General features: G+C 72.6%; 16 protein-coding genes. 15 read left to right on the forward strand and 1 reads right to left on the reverse strand.

Annotation, left to right across the window (positions count from 1 at the left end):
- Position 1: 1 nt before the first annotated feature.
- The 3 genes from AC3ANS_RS06200 to AC3ANS_RS06210 all read left to right on the forward strand — a co-directional run bounded on the left by AC3ANS_RS06200 (position 2) and on the right by AC3ANS_RS06210 (position 3,973).
- On the forward strand, positions 2-1,636 hold the full coding sequence (locus AC3ANS_RS06200) for an MDR family MFS transporter (RefSeq protein WP_488295294.1): 1,635 nt from the start codon (positions 2-4) through the stop codon (positions 1,634-1,636).
- 77 nt (positions 1,637-1,713) lie between these two features.
- Positions 1,714-1,893, forward strand: a complete 180-nt coding sequence (locus tag AC3ANS_RS06205) for a hypothetical protein (protein ID WP_488295295.1) — start codon at positions 1,714-1,716, stop codon at positions 1,891-1,893.
- A 79-nt stretch (positions 1,894-1,972) separates the two neighbouring features.
- The gene (locus AC3ANS_RS06210) at positions 1,973-3,973 is read left to right on the forward strand and encodes a TIGR03960 family B12-binding radical SAM protein (protein ID WP_488295296.1); all 2,001 of its coding nucleotides are present in this window, start codon (positions 1,973-1,975) and stop codon (positions 3,971-3,973) included.
- 328 nt (positions 3,974-4,301) lie between these two features.
- On the opposite strand, the gene AC3ANS_RS06215 is transcribed toward AC3ANS_RS06210, so the two are convergent.
- Positions 4,302-5,495: an MFS transporter gene (locus tag AC3ANS_RS06215; RefSeq protein ID WP_488295297.1), complete on the reverse strand. Its 1,194-nt coding sequence runs from the start codon at positions 5,493-5,495 to the stop codon at positions 4,302-4,304.
- 51 nt (positions 5,496-5,546) lie between these two features.
- On the opposite strand from AC3ANS_RS06215, the gene AC3ANS_RS06220 reads away from it, so the two are divergent.
- From AC3ANS_RS06220 to AC3ANS_RS06275, 12 genes are all read left to right on the forward strand, one after another.
- Positions 5,547-6,734, forward strand: a complete 1,188-nt coding sequence (locus tag AC3ANS_RS06220) for a winged helix DNA-binding domain-containing protein (RefSeq protein WP_488295298.1) — start codon at positions 5,547-5,549, stop codon at positions 6,732-6,734.
- Positions 6,735-6,743: 9 nt separating this feature from the next.
- Positions 6,744-7,454 (forward strand): TIGR03936 family radical SAM-associated protein, encoded by a 711-nt coding sequence (locus AC3ANS_RS06225; RefSeq protein WP_488295299.1) that lies wholly within the window; start codon positions 6,744-6,746, stop codon positions 7,452-7,454.
- A gap of 348 nt (positions 7,455-7,802) precedes the next feature.
- Positions 7,803-10,949, forward strand: coding sequence for an Rne/Rng family ribonuclease (locus AC3ANS_RS06230; RefSeq protein ID WP_488295300.1), 3,147 nt, complete (start codon positions 7,803-7,805; stop codon positions 10,947-10,949).
- Positions 10,950-11,225: 276 nt separating this feature from the next.
- Complete coding sequence (gene rplU / locus AC3ANS_RS06235; RefSeq protein WP_488295301.1) at positions 11,226-11,534, forward strand: 50S ribosomal protein L21; 309 nt, start codon at positions 11,226-11,228, stop codon at positions 11,532-11,534.
- Positions 11,535-11,565: 31 nt separating this feature from the next.
- Positions 11,566-11,820, forward strand: coding sequence for a 50S ribosomal protein L27 (gene rpmA, locus AC3ANS_RS06240; protein WP_488295302.1), 255 nt, complete (start codon positions 11,566-11,568; stop codon positions 11,818-11,820).
- Positions 11,821-11,943: 123 nt separating this feature from the next.
- A complete protein-coding gene (obgE, locus tag AC3ANS_RS06245; protein ID WP_488295303.1) occupies positions 11,944-13,479 on the forward strand; it encodes a GTPase ObgE in 1,536 nt (511 codons plus the stop codon).
- A 7-nt stretch (positions 13,480-13,486) separates the two neighbouring features.
- Complete coding sequence (proB, locus tag AC3ANS_RS06250; RefSeq protein WP_488295304.1) at positions 13,487-14,611, forward strand: glutamate 5-kinase; 1,125 nt, start codon at positions 13,487-13,489, stop codon at positions 14,609-14,611.
- Positions 14,612-14,620: 9 nt separating this feature from the next.
- Positions 14,621-15,589 (forward strand): endonuclease/exonuclease/phosphatase family protein, encoded by a 969-nt coding sequence (locus AC3ANS_RS06255; protein WP_488295305.1) that lies wholly within the window; start codon positions 14,621-14,623, stop codon positions 15,587-15,589.
- Between the two features lie 110 nt (positions 15,590-15,699).
- Complete coding sequence (locus tag AC3ANS_RS06260) at positions 15,700-16,281, forward strand: DUF6801 domain-containing protein (RefSeq protein WP_488295306.1); 582 nt, start codon at positions 15,700-15,702, stop codon at positions 16,279-16,281.
- A gap of 117 nt (positions 16,282-16,398) precedes the next feature.
- Entirely contained in the window at positions 16,399-17,571 is a 1,173-nt protein-coding gene (locus tag AC3ANS_RS06265; RefSeq protein WP_488295307.1) for a cysteine desulfurase family protein, read from the forward strand.
- A gap of 7 nt (positions 17,572-17,578) precedes the next feature.
- On the forward strand, positions 17,579-18,673 hold the full coding sequence (gene mnmA, locus AC3ANS_RS06270) for a tRNA 2-thiouridine(34) synthase MnmA (RefSeq protein ID WP_488295308.1): 1,095 nt from the start codon (positions 17,579-17,581) through the stop codon (positions 18,671-18,673).
- Entirely contained in the window at positions 18,670-19,656 is a 987-nt protein-coding gene (locus AC3ANS_RS06275) for a uroporphyrinogen decarboxylase/cobalamine-independent methonine synthase family protein (RefSeq protein WP_488295309.1), read from the forward strand. The genes mnmA and AC3ANS_RS06275 overlap by 4 nt, the downstream gene beginning before the upstream one ends.
- Positions 19,657-19,684 lie beyond the last annotated feature (28 nt).

The raw sequence follows: 19,684 nt of genomic DNA on the forward strand, positions 1-19,684 counted from the left end.
GATGACAACCAACGACGCCACCGCCCCCGACACGGCCGCTCACACGGGGGAGTACACCCACCGCCAGGTGCTGACGATCCTGTCGGGCCTGATGCTCGGCATGTTCCTGGGCGCCCTGGACCAGACGATCGTCAGCACGTCGATCCGCACGATCGCCGACGATCTCAACGGCCTGTCCGTGCAGGCGTGGGTGACCACGGCGTACCTGATCACCGGGACGATCACGACGCCGATCTACGGGAAGCTCGGCGACCTCTACGGACGCAAGAAGCTCTTCATGTTCGCGATCACCGTGTTCGTGCTGGGGTCGGCGCTCTGCTCGTTCGCGAACTCGATGGTCCAGCTGGCGGCGTTCCGGGCGTTCCAGGGTCTGGGCGCCGGCGGACTGTTCACGCTGGTGCTGGCGATCATCGGCGACATCGTGTCCCCGCGCGAGCGAGCTCGCTACACCGGCTACTTCATGGCGATGTTCGGCACCTCGAGCGTGCTCGGTCCGCTGATCGGCGGGTTCTTCGCCGGCCGCTCCACGATCCTCTCGATCGACGGGTGGCGCTGGGTGTTCCTCGTCAACGTGCCGATCGGGATCGCGGCGCTGTTCGTGGTGTCGGCCACGTTGCACGTCCACCACGTGCGTCGGCAGGTGCGCATCGACTGGTGGGGCGCACTGGCGCTCTGCGTCGGCCTGGTGCCGCTGCTGGCCGTCGCCGAGCAGGGCCGCGACTGGGGATGGGGTTCGCCGCGGTCACTGACGGCGTACGCCATCGGTGCGGTCGGTCTCGTCGCGTTCTACCTGGCCGAGCGCGCGATGGGGGACGCGGCGCTGATCCCGCTGCGGATCTTCCGCATCCGCGCGGCCGCGGTCACGATCTCCGCGAGCGTGATCGTCGGCATGGCGATGTTCGGCGGCATCATGCTGCTGCCGCTCTACATGCAGATCGCCCACGGGGCGAGCCCGACGGAGTCCGGCCTGCTGATGCTGCCGATGGTGGTCGGGATGATGTCCGCCTCGATCGGCTCCGGTCTGGTGATCGCCCGCACCGGTCACGTGCGGCTGTTCCCGATCATCGGCTCCGCCGTGATCGTGGTCGGGCTCGGGCTGCTCTCGCTCGCCGGGGCGGACACCCCGCTGGTGTGGATCAGCCTGTCGATGTTCGTCCTCGGCCTGGGGCTCGGCAACTGCATGCAGCCGCTGCTGCTGATCGTGCAGAGCGCCGTGCCGCCGTCCGAGATCGGCGTCGCGACCAGCTCGGCGACGTTCTTCCGCCAGATCGGCGGCACCCTCGGCGTCGCGATCTTCCTCTCCGTGCTGTTCAGCAGCGTCGGCGGCAACATCGCCGACGCCATCGCCCACGACAGTCAGACCGCCGCCTGGCAACAGGCCGTCGCGGCGGGACACGGCCCGACGCCGGAGCTGGTCGCCCAGGTGCAGGACGACTCCTCGGTGATCGAGCGGATGGATCCCGTGATCGCGCACCCGTTCAAAGTGGGCTTCGCGGACTCGATGGACCTGGTGTTCCTGCTCGCCGCCGGGGTGGGCCTGGTCGCCTTCCTGATCCTGCTGCTGCTGCCCCCGGTCGAGCTGCGCGCCACCTCGGCGAGCGCCGCGGCCCGCGCCGAGGTCGATGCCGGGCCCTGAGGAGGGCCCTGACGACGGGCCCTGAGGAGGGGCCCTGAGGACGGACTCTGATGACGGGGCGTGCTTGGATTGACGGCATGAGCGACCAGGACATCGAGCGGGACGTCGAGCCGGAGATCGCCGACGCCGTCCAGAGCGTGGCCAACCGCTACGGGGTGCGCGGCCTCGAGGACCTGATCGAGCTCGCGCAGGCCGAGCTGCCCGTCGCGCGGGCGGCGCTCGCCGAGCTCGAGGCGCTCGCACCCGACACTGAGTGAGTTCGCCGCGTCCGGTCTGCCCGACGTACGCTGGATCCTTCGCCCACCCGTCGTCACGCCGTCCTGCGAGGTAGTCCAGATGTCCGCGTCCGCGAACGTCCCCCCACCGGTCGGGCCACCGTCGGTCTTCCCCCGGCTCGAGCCCCGTCTCCCGTCGGTGTCCAAGCCGATCCAGTACGTCGGCGGCGAGCTCAACTCAACCGTCAAGGACTGGGACTGCGGGGCCGCGACGCCGGAGGGTCAGACCGTCCGGTGGGCGCTGGTGTACCCCGACGCCTACGAGGTCGGCCTGCCCAACCAGGGTGTCCAGATCCTCTACGAGGTGCTCAACGAGCGTGACTGGATCGTCGCCGAGCGCACCTACGCCGTCTGGCCGGACATGGAGCGCGTCATGCGCGAGGGTGACGCCCACGGCCCGATCCCGCAGTTCACGGTGGACGCCCACCGACCGGTGCGCGCCTTCGACCTGTTCGGGCTCAGCTTCTCCACCGAGCTCGGCTACACCAACATGCTCAACGCCGTCGACCTCGCCGGCATCCCCCTGCACGCGGCCGACCGCGGCGACGACGACCCGATCGTGCTCGCCGGCGGCCATGCCGCGTTCAACCCCGAGCCGATCGCCGACTTCATCGACGCCGCGGTGCTCGGCGATGGCGAGGAGGTCGTGCTCGCGATCTCCGAGGTCGTCCGTGAGTGGAAGGCCGAGGGATGCCCCGGCGGCCGCGACGAGGTGCTGCGCCGCCTCGCGGTCAGCGGTGGCGTCTACGTGCCGCGGTTCTACGACGTCGTGTACGCCGAGGACGGCACCATCGAGGCGGTCGTTCCCAACCGGCCCGGCATCCCCTTCCGGATCCGCAAGCACACGCTGATGGACCTCGACGCCTGGCCCTACCCGGCCAAGCCGCTGGTCCCGCTGGCCGAGACCGTCCACGAGCGGTTCTCGGTGGAGATCTTCCGGGGCTGCACCCGTGGCTGCCGCTTCTGCCAGGCCGGCATGATCACCCGTCCGGTGCGGGAGCGCTCGATCCAGACCATCGGCGACATGGTCGAGAACGGCATCCGCAAGTCCGGCTTCGAGGAGGTCGGGCTGCTCTCGCTCAGCAGCGCTGACCACACGGAGATCGGCGAGGTGGCCAAGGGCCTGGGCGACCGTTACGAGGGCACCAACGTGTCGCTGTCGCTGCCGTCGACCCGGGTCGACGCGTTCAACATCACGCTGGCCAACGAGTTCTCCCGCAACGGCCGGCGCTCGGGGCTGACGTTCGCCCCCGAGGGCGGGTCGGAGCGGATGCGCCGGGTCATCAACAAGATGGTCACCGAGGAGGACCTGATCCGCACGGTCGCGGCGGCGTACTCCCACGGCTGGCGGCAGGTGAAGCTCTACTTCATGTGCGGACTTCCGACCGAGACCGACGAGGACGTCCTTGCGATCGCCGACCTGGCGAAGAAGGTCATCGCCAAGGGCCGCGAGGTCTCCGGACGCAACGACATCCGGTGCACGGTCTCGATCGGCGGGTTCGTGCCCAAGGCGCACACGCCGTTCCAGTGGGCCGGGCAGCTCGACCACGAGACCACCGACGAGCGGCTCAAGAAGCTGCGCGACGTCGTCCGCGAGGACAAGCGCTTCGGCCGCGCGATCGGCTTCCGCTACCACGACGGCAAGCCCGGCACGATCGAGGGACTCCTCTCACGCGGCGACCGTCGCGTCGGTGCGGTCATCGAGCAGGTGTGGCGCGACGGCGGCCGCTTCGACGGCTGGAGCGAGCACTTCTCCTACGAGCGCTGGGTGTCCTCGGCGGAGGCCGCGCTTGCGGGCACCGGCGTCGACCTGGACTGGTACACCACCCGCGAGCGGGAGTACGACGAGGTCCTCCCGTGGGACCACCTCGACTCCGGGCTCGACAAGGACTGGTTGTGGGCCGACTGGGAGGACGCGCTCGCGGCCGCTGACGGCTCCGACGTCGAGGTCGAGGACTGCCGCTGGACCCCGTGCTACGACTGCGGCGTGTGTCCTGAGATGGGCACCGAGATCCAGATCGGCCCCACCGGCCAGCAGCTGCTCCCGCTGTCAGTGGTCTGAGAGCGTCGATTCGGGACTTCTGACTCCAGTCGCCAGTTGTGACGGTTCATTCGGGTCTTCGGCTCTCTTGCTGGAGGTGTGGGTGGGTCGGTGTCCTCTCGGGGCCCCCGAGACGTCATACGTTCTGAGCAGCAGGACCCAGAGCAGCAGGACCCACCATTCGTATGACGTCCTGCGACCAGACCTCGACGGACAATCCAGCACCGGGAGGCCGCCGACCGCGGTGGACACCTACACGAGTCGCACGAGAGCCGGAGCTCCGTACGTCGTGCCTGCCGCACGTCCCGCGACGGTCTGAACCCCCGACTCGAAGGTCTGAACCCCCGACTCAACGTGGGGAGTGGAGCTGGTCCTCGACGTAGCGGACCTTGCCGACGTACGCCGCGAGGGCGAAGAGCGGCAGCGTGAGCACCAGCAGGATCGCCAACGGCAGGTTCCAGCCGTCGGTGGCGTCGTGGACGACCCCGATCAGGAACGGGCCGATCGCCGCCACGAGGTAGCCGACCGACTGGGTGAAGGCCGAGAGCGCGGCGGTGCCCTCGGCGCTGTGCGCTCGCAGCCCGATGAGGGTCAAGATCAGCGGGAAGGTCACGGTGCCGATGCCGACGAGCACCGCCCAGAGCGGGGCGAGCGAGTGCGGCGCGAGCATCAGGCCGACGTACCCCACGGGGTAGGCCGCGATCACGGCGAACAGGACCCGGCGCGGGTCGGTGCTGCGAGCCAGCACGTTGGGCAACCAGAGCGAGAGCGGGATGCTCGTGCCCGCCACGACTCCGGCGAGCAGGCCGGCGATGCCCGCGGAGTAGCCGCTGTCGCGCCACAGCTGCGCGAACCAGCCGAAGATCACGTACGCCTGCAGCGACTGGAGCCCGAAGAACAGCGCCATCGCCATGCCCAGCGGCGTCCGGGCGACCGCACCGAAGGTGATCGTGCGCCGGGTGCGCTCGAGGTGCCGGTCGTGGGCGATGAGCGAGACCCACGGCACGGCGGCGAGCACGGCCAGCGCCGCCCAGGCGCCGAGGCCGGCGCGCCACCCGCCGAACGTGTGAGAGATCGGCACGGTGAGCACCAGCGCCGCGGTCAGCCCGATCGACAGCGCGGTCGTGTAGATGGCGGTGACCCGGCCGATGTGGTCGGGGAAGTGGAGCTTGACCAGCGAGGGGAGCAGCACGTTCGCCATCGCCATCCCGCCCAGCGCGACCAGGGACAGCAGCAGGAACACCGTCTCGCTGTGCGTGACGGCGCGCCCGGCCAGGCCGGCGATCGAGGCGAGGATCGCGACCAGCGTCACCCGGTGGACCCCCACCGCCCGGGCCGCGGCCGGGGCGAGCGCCCCGAACACAGCGAACGCGATCACCGGCAGCGACGTGAGCAGGCCGGCCGCCGGGCCCGACATCGAGAACGAGTCGCGCACCTCGGCCAGCACCGGGCCGACGCTCACGGCGGTCGGGCGCAGGTTGAAGGACAGCAGGACCAGCCCGACGAGGACGAGTGCCGACGTACGCCGGGCCGAAGTGCTCACTCGCCCCATCCTCCCATCCCGGTGTCGGCGCCGGCAGGCAGGATGTCGGCCATGCGAGTCGTGAGCGACGTGGAGCGCCGGGCCCGGCTGGGACGGCGGCACGCCCTGGCGCCCGGGCACCGGGCGACCGATCCGGTGACAGCCACTCGGGCGATGACCGTGCTGCACGCCACCGAGGCGCCGACCGTCTACCTCTCCCTGTGGGCCCGCGTCGACGGTCTGGACATCGACGACGTCGACCGGGCGCTGTACGCGGACCGCTCGCTGGTCAAGCAGCTCGCGATGCGGCGCACGCTGTTCGTGTTCCCGCGCGACCTGTTGCCGGCCGCGTGGGGGAGCGCCTCCGCCAGGGTCGCCGCCACGCTCGAGGGCCAGGTGGCGAAGGTCGTGGAGCAGTCCGGCGTCGCCCCCGACGGCGCCGCCTGGCTCGAAGCCGCCCGGGCGGCCGTCCTGACCCACCTCGCCGGCGGAGCCGAGCTCTCGGCGCAGGAGCTCCGGGAGCAGGTGCCCGAGCTCGCGGGCCGCCTCGACATCGGCAAGGGCAAGTACGCCGCCAACGTCTCCGTCGCGCCTCGCGTGCTCACCCAGCTGGGGGTGGAGGGATGCATCGTGCGGGGGCGCAACGACGGTCACTGGCGCACGTCGCGGCCCCGGTGGGCGTCGATGGCGACCTGGCTCGGTGAGGTCCCCGAGGCCGCGAAGGAGCGAGAAGGCTACGCCGAGCTGGTCCGTTGCTGGCTCACCACCTTCGGGCCCGGCACCGAGGCCGACCTCGTCTGGTGGCTCGGGTCCACCAAGACCGCCGTGCGGGCGGCGCTCACCGACCTGGAGGCGTGCCAGGTCGAGCTCGCCGCGGGCGCGACCGGCTGGGTCCTGCCCGGCGACCCGATCCTCGAGCAGCCCGAGCCGACCATCGAGCCGTGGGCGGCGTTGCTACCCGTCCTCGACCCCACGGTGATGGGGTGGAAGGAGCGCGGGTTCTACCTCGGCCCGCACGCCCCGATGCTGTTCGACACCAACGGCAACGCGGGCACGACCGCGTGGTGGGACGGCCGGATCGTGGGTTGCTGGGTGCAGGACCCCGAGGGCGCGGTCGTGCTCAACCTGCTCGAGGACGTGGGCGCCGACGGGCGGACCGCGCTCGAGGCCGAGGCGGCCCGCCTCACGACCTGGCTGGACGGTCACCGAGTCAGCACGGTCTACCCCTCGATGGCGATGAAGGCCGCGCTCGCGCCGTAGCCTGGCCCGGTGCGCGCCCAGCCCGAGCAGCAAGCCCCACCCGTCCAGCGACTGCGGATCCGCTACGCCAAGCGCGGCCGGCTCCGCTTCACCAGCCACCGCGACTTCAGCCGCGCCTTCGAGCGGGCGATCTTCCGGGCGCGGGTGCCGATGGCCTACTCCTCGGGCTTCAACCCGCACCCGCGGATCTCGTACGCCGGCGCTGCGCCGACCGGGTCTGCCAGCGAGGCCGAGTACCTCGAGATCGGCCTGGCCGAGGTCCTGGACCCCGAGGTGGTGCGCCAGGCGCTGGAGGAGTCGTTGCCCGACGGGCTGGACGTCGTGGAGGTCGTCGAGGCACCCGGAGGGTCGCTCGCCGACCTGCTGGAGGCCAGCCACTGGCTGCTCGACCTCGACGTGGCCCCGGAGGAGGCCGGACCGGCGGTCGAGGCGTTCCTGTCCGCCGAGGCCGTGCCGGTGCAGCGGATGACCAAGAAGGGTCTGCGCGAGTTCGACTGCCGGGCCGCGGTCGTCGCGCTGGCCGCCCAGTCACGGGAGGGTGGCACCCGGCTCGATCTGGTGCTGCGCCACGGCGTTCCGTCGGTGCGCCCCGACGACGTGCTGGCCGGCCTCGCCTCCGCTGGAGGGCTGCAGCCGAGCGGCGCACCGCTCCTCACCCGACTAGCCCAGGGCCCACTCGACCCCGCCACCGGCGAGATCGGCGACCCGCTGCACTCCTGACGTTGGCGATCCTCGCCCCGACGTGTGCGATACTCGCGGTGATCGGCCCGGACACCCTGTCCGGAACGATTCGACGACGTTCTCGCCGGCTCATCCAGGGTCGGCACGCTGGTTGGACGTTCGTCTCACCAGACCGCGACGCGGCCCGGTAGGTCGGTGACAGCGACCCACCGCGAGCTCCTCAGGACACAGGCCATGCGACCGCGGCAGGCGAGACGACGTACGCCGGTGACGCACCGCGGAGGGTGTCGCCGCCACACGACAGGCTTTGCGTCGCCGGCCCTGAACACCCGGGCGGGAGACGTCAGACTCGCCCGAGCGCCCAGCGCGCGGGCCTAGGAGCACACGATGCCCGACGACCTCCAGCCCGGAGCGGAAGCAACCACCACGCCCGAGGCGGGCGAGGCGCCCGCCGGCAGGCCTGCGAAGAAGGCTGCCGCCAAGAAGACCGCGACTCGCAAGACCGCGGCGAAGAAGACCGCGAAGAAGGCCGCCGCTCCCGACACGTCGGGTGAGCCGGGCGACCTCGCGCTCCCCGTCGACGCGCCCGCCGAGGCGGGTCCCGGGGCGGGCCCTGAGGCGGAGGCGGCGCCGGCCAAGAAGGCCGCCGCGCGCAAGAGCACCGCCAAGAAGGCGCCCGCGAAGAAGGCCGCCAAGAAGGCCCCGGCCAAGAAGGCCGCGGCTGAGGCAGTGATCGCACCGGTCGAGGAGTCGGCCACCGCACCGCACGGTGACCCGCTCACCGAGGGCGCCGGTGCCCCGGCCGCCCCGGCCGTGCTCTTCCAGGCACCCGAGCCGAGCCGGCCCGCGAAGAAGGCGGCCGCGAAGAAGACTGCCGCCAAGAAGACCACGACCAAGAAGGCCGCCGCGAAGAAGAGCGCGGCACGGGCCGACGGCGCGGGCGAGGACGCGGACGCACTCGTCGAGACCCCGGTCGAGGTCGACGAGGCACTGCCGGACGAGGACCTGGCGAGCGGCGACGACACCGCCAGCGGGTCGGCCGACGAGTCCGACAGCGACGGTGGTGACGGCACCGCTCGTCGTCGTCGCCGCCGTGGCGGACGTCGTCGCCGCAAGCCCGGGGACGGCGAGTCCGGCCAGGGCGACGCTTCCGATGCCGGCGAGCAGGGCGATCGCGACGACACCGGGGCGGCCGCGGCGGGCGCCGACGATGCCGCCGGTGACGCTGCCGGTGATGCCGCTGGTGACGCTGCAGGCGACCAGGGTGGTGAGGGCAGCTCGCGCCGCCGGCGCCGCCGCCGGCGCACGGGCGAGGACGGCGGAGCCTCCGGCGATGAGGCCGAGGGCACGGTCACCCGGGTCCGCAGCCGCCGCTCCGCTGAGGACGAGATCACCGCGGTGTCCGGCTCCACCCGGCTCGAGGCCAAGAAGCAGCGCCGCCGCGAGGGGCGCGAGGCCGGCCGTCGGCGGGCCCCCATCGTCAGCGAGGCGGAGTTCCTGGCCCGCCGCGAGTCGGTCGACCGGGTCATGGTGATCCGCCAGCGCGAGGACCTGATCCAGATCGGTGTGCTCGAGGACCGGGTGCTCGTCGAGCACTACGTGGCCCGCGAGTCGCAGACCTCGCTGATCGGCAACGTCTACCTCGGTCGCGTGCAGAACGTCCTGCCCTCCATGGAGGCGGCGTTCATCGACATCGGCAAGGGCCGCAACGCGGTCCTGTACGCCGGCGAGGTCAACTGGTCGGCGCTCGGGCACAAGGACGGGCAGCCCCGCAAGATCGAGTCCGTGCTGAGCTCGGGCCAGTCGGTGCTCGTGCAGGTCACCAAGGACCCCATCGGCCACAAGGGCGCCCGCCTCACCAGCCAGGTCAGCCTCGCCGGCCGGTTCCTCGTCTACGTCCCAGACGGCACCACGAGCGGGATCTCCCGCAAGCTGCCCGACACCGAGCGCAACCGCCTCAAGACCCTGCTCAAGGAGATCGTCCCGGACTCCGCCGGCGTGATCGTCCGGACGGCGGCCGAGGGTGCCAGCGAGGACGAGCTGACCCGCGACGTCGAGCGGCTCAAGGCCCGCTGGGAGGACATCGAGAGCAAGGCCAAGGGGAGCGCACCCCAGCTGCTCTACGGCGAGCCCGACCTGACCCTGAAGGTCGTCCGCGACCTGTTCACCGAGGACTTCGCCAAGCTCGTCATCCAGGGCGACGACGCCTGGGACACCGTGCAGAGCTACGTCCAGCACGTCGCCCCCGACCTGGAGAAGCGCCTCGAGCGCTACGACCCCGGCGCCGACGGCGCCGGCGGCAAGGCCGACGTGTTCGCGGAGTACCGCATCGACGAGCAGATCTCCAAGGGCCTGGACCGCAAGGTCTGGCTGCCCTCGGGCGGTTCGCTGATCATCGACCGCACCGAGGCGATGACGGTGGTCGACGTCAACACCGGCAAGTTCACCGGCTCGGGCGGCAACCTCGAGGAGACCGTCACCAAGAACAACCTCGAGGCCGCCGAGGAGATCGTCCGCCAGCTCCGGCTGCGCGACATCGGCGGCATCATCGTCGTCGACTTCATCGACATGGTCCTGGAGTCCAACCGCGACCTGGTGCTGCGCCGCCTCGTCGAGTGCCTGGGCCGTGACCGCACGCGCCACCAGGTCGCCGAGGTCACCTCGCTCGGCCTGGTGCAGATGACCCGCAAGCGGATCGGCACCGGCCTCCTGGAGGCCTTCAGCGAGAACTGTGAGCACTGCCAGGGCCGCGGGGTGGTCGTCCACGACGCACCTGTCGAGGCCAAGCGAGGCGACGACGAGTCGCGACGCGGTGGTGGTGGCAGCGGTGGCGGCGCCGGCAGCGGAGGCGGAGGCCGTCGCAGTCGCGGGGGACGCGGACGCGGTTCCGACCAGGACACCCCGGCCACCACCCCGCAGAAGCCGCCCACGCCGAAGGACATCGCGGCCATGGCGCGTCCCGAGAGCGCCGAGGAGACCGATCACCCGGCCGAGCCCGAGACGACCACCGAGACCGGGCAGGCCTCCGAGACCGGGCAGACCCCGCCGGTCGCGGAGAAGACGCCTGAGCGCCCGGCCACCGATGCCACCGTGCCCGCGGAGTCCACCGCGCCCGCCGGACAGGTGAGCGTTGCCGAGCCGGCAGCACCGCAGGTGGTCACCCGGACCCGCCGGCGTAGCGCGAGCCGCCCGGCCGGCACGCCGACCCCGGTCGCCGCGGCGCCGGTCGAGACGCAGGCCCCCGAGCCAGTCGCCGAGCCGGTGGCCGAGCCGGCTCCCGAGGCTGTGTCCGTTCCCGAGACGGCGCCCGAGCCGCCCAAGGTCGTCACTCGGACCCGCCGGCGTGCCGCCAGCCGCCCGGCCGGCCCCCCGGTCGCCGAGACGGCGCCTCCGGGCGCCATCGGCAGCGTGGGCGTGCCCCCGACCACGGGCACCGTCGAACCCGGGACTGCCGAGACGGAGCCCGGCGAGGGCTCCGTCGGCGAGGCGATCGAGCATGTCCCGGTGAAGAAGAAGGGCTCGCGCAAGCGCTGATCCGGTGCGAGCCGCGGTCACCCGCCGCGGTCACCCGCCGAGGTCACCCAACGAGGGCGACACCGGCGGGGCGTCGGCGACCGTCCGAGCGACGACGCGGGCCCCGAGCCGGCGTCGTCGGGCAGCGAGCGGGTGGCACCTCCGTTTTGCCGTTCAGGTGCCCGGTCCGTAGTATTGATCCTCGGTGCGTCCAGGCGTGCCTTTCTCTGTGCGGCGCCCGAGTGTGTGCGCCCCAGGCCCCGACGTAACGCAACAGACACGACGAAGGAGACCGCGGTGTACGCGATCGTGCGCGCAGGCGCCAAGCAGCAGAAGGTTGCCGTGGGCGACGTCATCGAGATCGACAAGGTCGCCACGGCGGTCGGTGACTCCGTCAAGCTCCCGGCGGTCCTCGTCGTCGACGGTGAGTCCGTCACCTCCGACGCGAAGGCGCTCGACAAGGCGTCGGTGACGGTCGAGGTGCTCGGCGCGACCAAGGGCCCCAAGATCATCATCCAGAAGTACAAGAACAAGACCGGCTACAAGAAGCGCCAGGGTCACCGCCAGAAGTACACCCAGGTCAAGGTCACCGACATCTCCCTCTGAGCACCGCTCGAGCACCCGAGAAGGACACGAAATGGCACACAAGAAGGGCGCGGCGTCCACCAAGAACGGCCGCGACTCCAACTCCCAGCGCCTCGGCGTCAAGCGGTACGGCGGCCAGGTCGTCAACGCCGGCGAGATCATCGTGCGCCAGCGTGGCACCCACTTCCACCCGGGCGCCGGCGTGGGTCGCGGTGGCGACGACACGCTGTTCGCGCTGATCGCCGGTGCCGTGCAGTTCGGCACCCGGCGTGGCCGCCGGGTCGTCAACATCGTCCCGGGCGAGTGACCTGACGCTCGCACCCACCCGCTTCACCTCAAGGGCGTCCCGGTCTCGGGGCGCCCTTGCTGGTTTCGAGCCCCCTGCTCGGATCGCACCCTCGAGCTCCATCAGCTGAACAAAGGAAGCACCATGGCAGTCCCGACCTTCGTCGATCGCGTGACGCTGCACGTCAGCGCCGGGCGCGGCGGGCACGGCGTGGCCTCGGTGCACCGCGAGAAGTTCAAGCCGCTCGGCGGCCCCGACGGCGGCAACGGCGGTCCCGGCGGCTCGGTGATCCTGCGCGTCGACACCGACGTCACCACGCTGCTCGACTACCACCACAGCCCCAAGCGGCGTGCCGAGAGCGGCGGGCACGGCGCGGGCGCGCACCGCAACGGCGCCCACGGCTCCGACCTGGTGCTGCCGGTCCCGGACGGCACGGTGGTCACCGACCGCCACGGCAATGTCCTGGCGGACCTGGTGGGGCCCGGCACCGAGCTGGTCGTCGCCCAGGGTGGCCGCGGCGGGCTCGGCAACGCGGCGCTGGCCTCGGCCAAGCGCAAGGCGCCCGGATTCGCGCTCCTGGGCGAGCCCGGCGAGGAGCTCGAGATCGTCCTCGAGCTCAAGGTCGTCGCCGACATCGGCCTGGTCGGCTTCCCGAGTGCCGGCAAGTCCAGCCTGATCGCCGCGATGTCGCGCGCGCGGCCCAAGATCGCCGACTACCCGTTCACCACCCTGGTCCCCAACCTCGGGGTGGTCACCACCGGCGACACGACGTTCACGGTCGCCGACGTGCCCGGCCTCATCGAGGGCGCCAGCGAGGGCCGCGGCCTGGGCCACGACTTCCTGCGCCACATCGAGCGCTGCGCCGCGATCGTGCATGTCGTCGACACCGCGAGCATCGAGCCGGGCCGCAACCCGGTCGACGACCTCGACGTGATCGAGAACGAGCTCTCCCGGTACGGCGGGCTCGAGGACCGGCCGCGTCTGGTGGCGCTGAACAAGGTCGACGTCCCCGACGGTCGCGACATCGCGGGTTTCGTGGTCGACGAGCTGCGCGAGCGCGGCCTCCAGGTCTTCCCGGTCTCCGCGGCCTCGGGCGAGGGGCTGCGCGAGCTCACCTTCGCGATGGCGGCCGTGGTCCAGGCCGCCCGCGACGCGAAGCCCGTGCTCGAGGCGACCCGGATCGTGCTGCGACCGCCGTCGGCGGACGGCAGCGACTCGTTCACCGTGACCTCGACGCCCGACGGGTGGACGGTGCGGGGCGACCGGCCCGAGCGCTGGGTGCGGCAGACCGACTTCAGCAACGACGAGGCCGTCGGCTACCTCGCCGACCGGCTCAACCGGCTCGGTGTCGAGAAGCGGCTGGTCCAGCTCGGCGCCGAGGAGGGCGACGCAGTGCTCATCGGTGACCCCGACAATGCGGTCGTGTTCGACTTCAAGCCCGGCATCGACTCGGCCGCCGAGATTCTCAGCCGCCGCGGCGAGGACCAGCGCTTCGAGGAGTCGCGGCCGGCCGCCCGTCGCCGGCGTGCGATCGATGAGCTGATGCCCGAGCGCGGCGAGGGCGAGACCCGGGCCGACGTGGCCCGGCGCCTCGACAAGCCAGAGACGTACGGCTCGCAGTCCTACGAGATCGGCGGCAAGGACGACCCCGACTGGGCCGAGGACGCCCCCACCACGTGAGCACCGTATGAGCGCGCGTCGCGAGGTGACCGAGGCGAAGCGGATCGTCGTCAAGGTCGGGTCCTCCTCCCTCACCACGGCCGCGGGCGGCATCGACCCGGTGCGCGTGCGTGAGCTCGTCGACGTGCTGGTGAAGATCCGGGCCCGCGGAGCCGAGGTCGTGCTGGTGTCCTCCGGCGCGATCGCGGCCGGGTTGGCGCCCCTCGGGCTGCGCCGGCGGCCCCGGTCGCTGCCCGCCCAGCAGGCGGCGGCCTCGGTGGGGCAGGGCCTCCTCGTGCACCGCTACACCGAGGAGCTCGCCCAGCACGACGTGATCGCCGGACAGGTGCTGCTCACCGTCGACGACGTGACGCGGCGCTCGCACTACCGCAACGCCTTCCAGACGTTCGCGAAGCTGCTCGAGATGGGCGTGCTGCCGATCGTCAACGAGAACGACACGGTCGCGACCAGCGAGATCCGCTTCGGCGACAACGATCGGCTCGCCGCCCTCGTCGCGCACCTGGTCCACGCCGACCTGCTCGTGCTGCTCTCCGACGTCGACGGCCTGTACGACGCCGACCCGGCCGCTCCTGGCAGCACGCTGTTGCCGGACGTGGTCTCGGTCGACGACCTCGCCGACGTACGCGTCGGCAAGGCCGGCGCCGCGGGCCTGGGCACCGGCGGGATGCAGACCAAGCTCGACGCCGCCCGGATCGCCACCGGAGCAGGCATCCCGGTGGTGCTCACCTCCGCCGCGCGTGCCGCCGAGGCGCTCGCGGGCGACGCGGTGGGCACGCTGTTCCACGCGACCGGACGACGACGCCCGACCCGCCTGCTGTGGCTGGCGCACGCGACCGAGCCGAAGGGCACGATCGTCCTCGACCCCGGCGCGGTGCGGGCCGTGGTCGAGCGCCGGGCCTCGCTGCTCGCCGCCGGCATCACCGGTGTCACCGGCACCTTCGTGGCCGGCGACCCGGTCGACCTCACCGGCCCCGACGGCGTGCCCGTCGCTCGCGGCCTGGTCAACTTCGACGCCGAGGAGATCCCGCACCTCCTCGGGCGCTCCACCCACGAGCTCAAGCGCGAGCTCGGGGCCGGCTACGAGCGCGAGGTCGTGCACCGCGACGACCTGGTGCTGGTGCCGCCCCGGTAGTTTCACCGCGTGCGGGTGCGGGCGGTCCTCTTCTGGCTCGCGCTCGCGGTGCTCCTGGTTCCGGCGCTGCTGCTCACGGCCGCCCGGCTCGTCGAGCCGTCACCGGGCTTCTGGATCCAGGTGGAGGCGTTCACGCCGTTCGGCATCGTGCTGTACGCCGTGGCGCTGCTGCTCGCCCTGGTGCGGTCGGCGGTGGCGCGGCGATGGCGCTCGCCGGCGGCCGGGGTGGCGGTGCTGGCCGTGCTCGGCCTGGCCGCGCACTGCTGGTGGTTCGCCCCGATGGTGACCGGTGCCAACCCGCCACCGGCCGCGGGCGCCGAGACGCTCACCGTGATGACCGCCAACATCGCCCAGGACGACGGCGACCCGGTCGAGCTGGTGCGAGTCGTCAGCCAGGAACGGGTGGACCTCCTGGTGGTCGAGGAGATCACCGCGGCTGGCCTCGCCGACATGGACCGGGCCGGCTTGCGCGAGCTGCTGCCGTACCGCGCCGGCAACCCCGGCAGCGGTGGCCGCGGGACGATGGTGTTCGCCCGCTCGGCGCTCGGCACTGCTGAGCGCACCGACACCTGGCTCGACGGCTGGGTGGCGTCGTGGGGGGACCTGCTGGTGGTGGCGGCCCATCCCCAGGCGCCGACCGAGCCGGACCTGTGGCGCTCCGACCATGCCGCGCTGCTCGCCGTCGTCCGCGACCGGCACCCCGACCTCGTGGTCGGCGACCTGAACGCGACCGTGGACCACGCGCCGCTGCGGGCGCTCGCTGCTGCGGGACTGCGCGACGCGGCCGAGCTCGCGGACGTCGGTTGGCGGCCCACCTGGCCCTCCAGCGGCCGGTGGCGGTTGCTGGCCCCGCTGCCTCCGCTCGTGGCGATCGACCACGTGCTCGTCGGGCCACGGCTCGCGGTGGTGTCGGTGCGCACGGTCGACCTGCCCGGGAGCGACCACCGGGCGGTCGTCGCCGAGGTCGCCCGCAAGTGATCTTGCGCAAACGACGTTGCAACTGGGGGTTGCACCCGGGTTTGCCGGACCGTTATCGTCCGCAAGACGTCCGCGCCCGGGAGGGGCGCGGCTCTCGGGAGGAGAACCACATGACCCTGTTCACCCGTCTCGGTGCGCTCGTCGCCACCTCGGCCCTCGCCGCCGGCACCGCCGTCGCCGTCGCACCCGCCGCGCAGGCCGCACCGGTCTCGCTGAAGAGCAGCTACACCTGCGGCACCGCCCTCGGCGACCAGACCATGGCCGTGACGATCAAGATCGACCTGCCCACGAAGGTCAAGCGCAACAGGCCGGTCGCCAGCCGCCCGGTGAAGATGACCGTCGTGGTCCCGGAGTCCCTGGTGACCCCGATGCGCGACGTCCTCGGCATCACCGCCCTGTCCGGCTCCGCCAGCGACATCACCTACAGCGTGGGGAGCAAGGCGGTGCCTCTGGCGAACGTCAAGATCCCGCAGACCGACGTGCCCGACAGTGGCGCGATGACGCTGCAGGCCACCGGCACCGCGAAGGGCTTCAAGATCACCAAGCCCGGCAAGTACGTCGTGAAGATCCCCGCGTCGTTCACGTTCAACGCCGCAAACCAGGACGGCCAGCCGGTCCCGAGCTCGCCGTTCCCGTGCGCGGTGGCCGACGGTGCGCCGACCAAGCTCGGCACGCTGAAGGTCACCAAGTAGCCGTCGGGGGAGTCCCCGGGTAGTCGCCCAGCACCCGCCCTGCTCGGCCGTCGGCCGGGCAGGGCGGGCTGGTCGTCGCACCGTGGCCATTTCGGGGGCCGTACGCTGGGCGGTGCGATGACCAGCCCGACCGTCTACCTCGACCACGCTGCGACCACCCCGATGGTCCCCGCGGCGGTCGAGGCGATGACCGCCCACCTGCTCGAGGTCGGCAACCCGAGCTCGCTCCACGCCTCGGGCCGGCACGCTCGCCGGATCGTGGAGGAGTCGCGGGAGACCATCGCGCAGGCGCTGGACTGCCGCCCCGGCGAGGTCGTGTTCACCTCAGGTGGCACCGAGGCCGACAACCTCGCGGTCAAGGGCGTGTTCTGGTCGCGGCGGGCAGAGGACCCGGGCCGGACCCGCGTGCTCACCACCGCCGTCGAGCACCACGCGGTGCTCGACGCCGTGCACTGGCTCGGCGAGTCCGAGGGCGCCGAGGTCGAGCTGCTGCCGGTCGACGAGCGGGCCCGCCTCGACCTGGACGCGCTGCGTGCGTCCGTGGCGCGAGACCCCGCATCGGTCGCGCTGATCTCGGTGATGTGGGCCAACAACGAGGTCGGCACGGTGCAGCCGGTCGACGAGGTCGTGGCCTTGGCCGCCGAGCACGGCATCCCGGTGCACACGGACGCGGTGCAGGCGGTCGGGCACGTGCCGGTGGACTTCGCCGCCTCGGGCGTCGATGCGCTCACGCTCACCGGGCACAAGCTCGGAGGGCCGTACGGCGTGGGCGCGCTCGCGGTCCGCCGCGAGGTCTCGGTACGGCCGCTGGTGCACGGCGGCGGCCAGGAGCGTGACATCCGCAGCGGCACGCTCGACACCCCGGCGATCGCCGGGTTCGCCGCGGCCGTGGAGCTGGCCGTCAAGCAGCAGGCCGAGCAGGCCACCCGCCTCGCGTCCCTGCGCGACGACCTGGTCCGCCGGGTCATCGAGGTCGTCCCCGACGCCCACCTGCACGGCGACCCACTCCTGCGCCTGCCCGGCAACGCCCACCTCGGCTTCCCCGGGTGCGAGGGCGACTCCCTGCTGATGCTCCTCGACGCCCGCGGCATCGAGTGCTCCACCGGGTCGGCGTGCTCCGCCGGCGTGCCGCAGCCCTCACACGTGCTGCTCGCCATGGGCTGCACCGACGAGGCCGCCCGCCACTCGCTGCGCTTCTCGCTCGGCCACACGACCACCCAGGCCGACGTCGACGCGGTCGTCGCGGCGATCGGCCCGGTCGTCGAGCGCGCCCGAGCTGCTCGGCGGTGAGGGCCTCGTGCGCGTGATCGCCGCCATGTCGGGCGGCGTCGACTCCGCTGTGGCCGCCGCCCGCGCGGCCGAGGCCGGCCACGACGTCACCGGCATCCACCTCGCGCTGTCGCGCAACCCGGCGTCGTACCGCTCCGGTGCCCGCGGCTGCTGCACGATCGAGGACAGCAACGACGCGCGCCGGGCCGCCGACGTGATCGGGATCCCGTTCTACGTCTGGGACCTCAGCGAGCGCTTCCACGATGACGTCGTCGAGGACTTCATGGACGAGTACGCCGCCGGCCGCACGCCCAACCCGTGCCTGCGGTGCAACGAGAAGATCAAGTTCGCCGCGGTGCTCGACCGTGCGCTCGGGCTCGGCTTCGACGCGGTCGCGACCGGCCACTACGCGCAGCTGCGCACCGGGCCGGACGGACTGGTGGAGATGCACCGCGCGGTCGACCACGGCAAGGACCAGTCCTACGTGCTCGGCGTGCTCGACCAGGAGCAGCTGCGCCACTCGCTGTTCCCCCTCGGCGGGTCCACCAAGGACGCCGTCCGCCGCGAGGCCGCCCAGCGCGGCCTGCTGGTCGCGGACAAGCCCGACAGCCACGACATCTGCTTCGTCGCCGATGGCGACAACGCCGGGTGGCTGCGCGAGAAGCTCGGTGACCGCGCGCCCAACCACGGCGGCGCGATCCTCGACGAGACCGGAGAGGTCCTGGGGGAGCACGAGGGCACCTACGCGTTCACGATCGGCCAGCGCAAGGGGCTCCGGCTCGGCCGGCCGGCCCCCGACGGCAAGCCGCGGTTCGTGCTCGACATCGAGCCGGTCGCCGGCACCGTGACCGTCGGTCCGCGGGAGCGGCTCGCGGTCGACCGGCTCCGCGGCATCCGCCCGCGCTGGTGCGGCACCGTTCCCGGTCGCCTCGAGGGGACCGTCCAGCTGCGCGCCCACGGCGAGGAGCACCGGGCGGTGATCAGCGTGGCCGGCGACCAGGTCGAGGTCGAGCTCCTCGACTCGGCGTACGGCATCGCGCCCGGCCAGGCCGCGGTGATCTACGACGGCACCCGGGTGGTCGGCTCCGCGACGATCGCAGCGACCGAGAGGCTCCCCGCATGAGCATGGCCACCGGCGTCGGGTCGATGCCCGGCGAGGACTTCGCCGAGTCGCTGCGCATCGTGCTCGGCGAGCTGCCCGACCTGCCCTACCTGCCCGAGCTCCCGGGCCGGGGTGCCACGGCGACCATGACCGGACGCGGGCTGGCCGTCGCCGCCGAGCTCGGTGCGGACCTCCAGCCCGCGGGCTGGCGGCTGACCGGTGGTGGGTCCGGGGTCGACCACCGTCGCGCGCGGAGCCTGCTGGCGCAGGACCTGGACGCGCTCGAGGAGCGGGCCCAGGACTGCGTCGGTGTGTTCAAGATCCAGATCGCCGGGCCGTGGACGCTCGCGGCGACCGTGGAGCGGCCGCGCGGCGACAAGATCCTGGCCGACGCCGGCGCCCGCCGTGAGCTCGCCCAGGCGCTCGCCGAGGGTCTGGTGGACCATGTGCGCGACGTACGTCGCCGGCTGCCGGGTGTGGACCGCCTGGTCGTCCAGGTCGACGAGCCGGCGCTGGCCGCCGTGCTGGCTGCGAGGGTCCCGACCGCGTCCGGGTTCGGCCGGCACCGCACGATCCACCCGCCCGAGGCGTCCGAGGCGCTCGGGTGGGTGCTCGGTGCGATCGCGGGGGCCGGGGCCGAGCCGTGGGTGCACAGCTGCGCGGCCGGTACCCCGCTCCCGCTGCTGCGCGGCGCGGGAGCCCGGGGCCTCTCGGTCGACCTGTCCGTGGCGTCCGCGGCCGACCACGACGCGCTGGCCGAGGCGCTGGAAGCGGGCGAGACGGTGGCGCTCGGTGTGGTGCCGTCCCTGGACCCGGCCGACCCGCCGACCGACGCCTCGCTGACCGACGGGGCGCTGCGCTGGCTGGACATGGTGGGTCTCGACCCCGACGAGGTGGGGGAGCGGCTCGTGCTCACCCCGTCCTGCGGACTCGCGGGCGCCTCACCTGCCTGGGCGCGCCGGGCGCTCGTGCTGCTGCGCACCACGGCCGCCAACCTCGTCTGAGCCTTCGCCACCCGGCCACCCGGGCCAC

It is taken from the genome of Nocardia sp. 149-1B, from assembly GCF_057747975.1.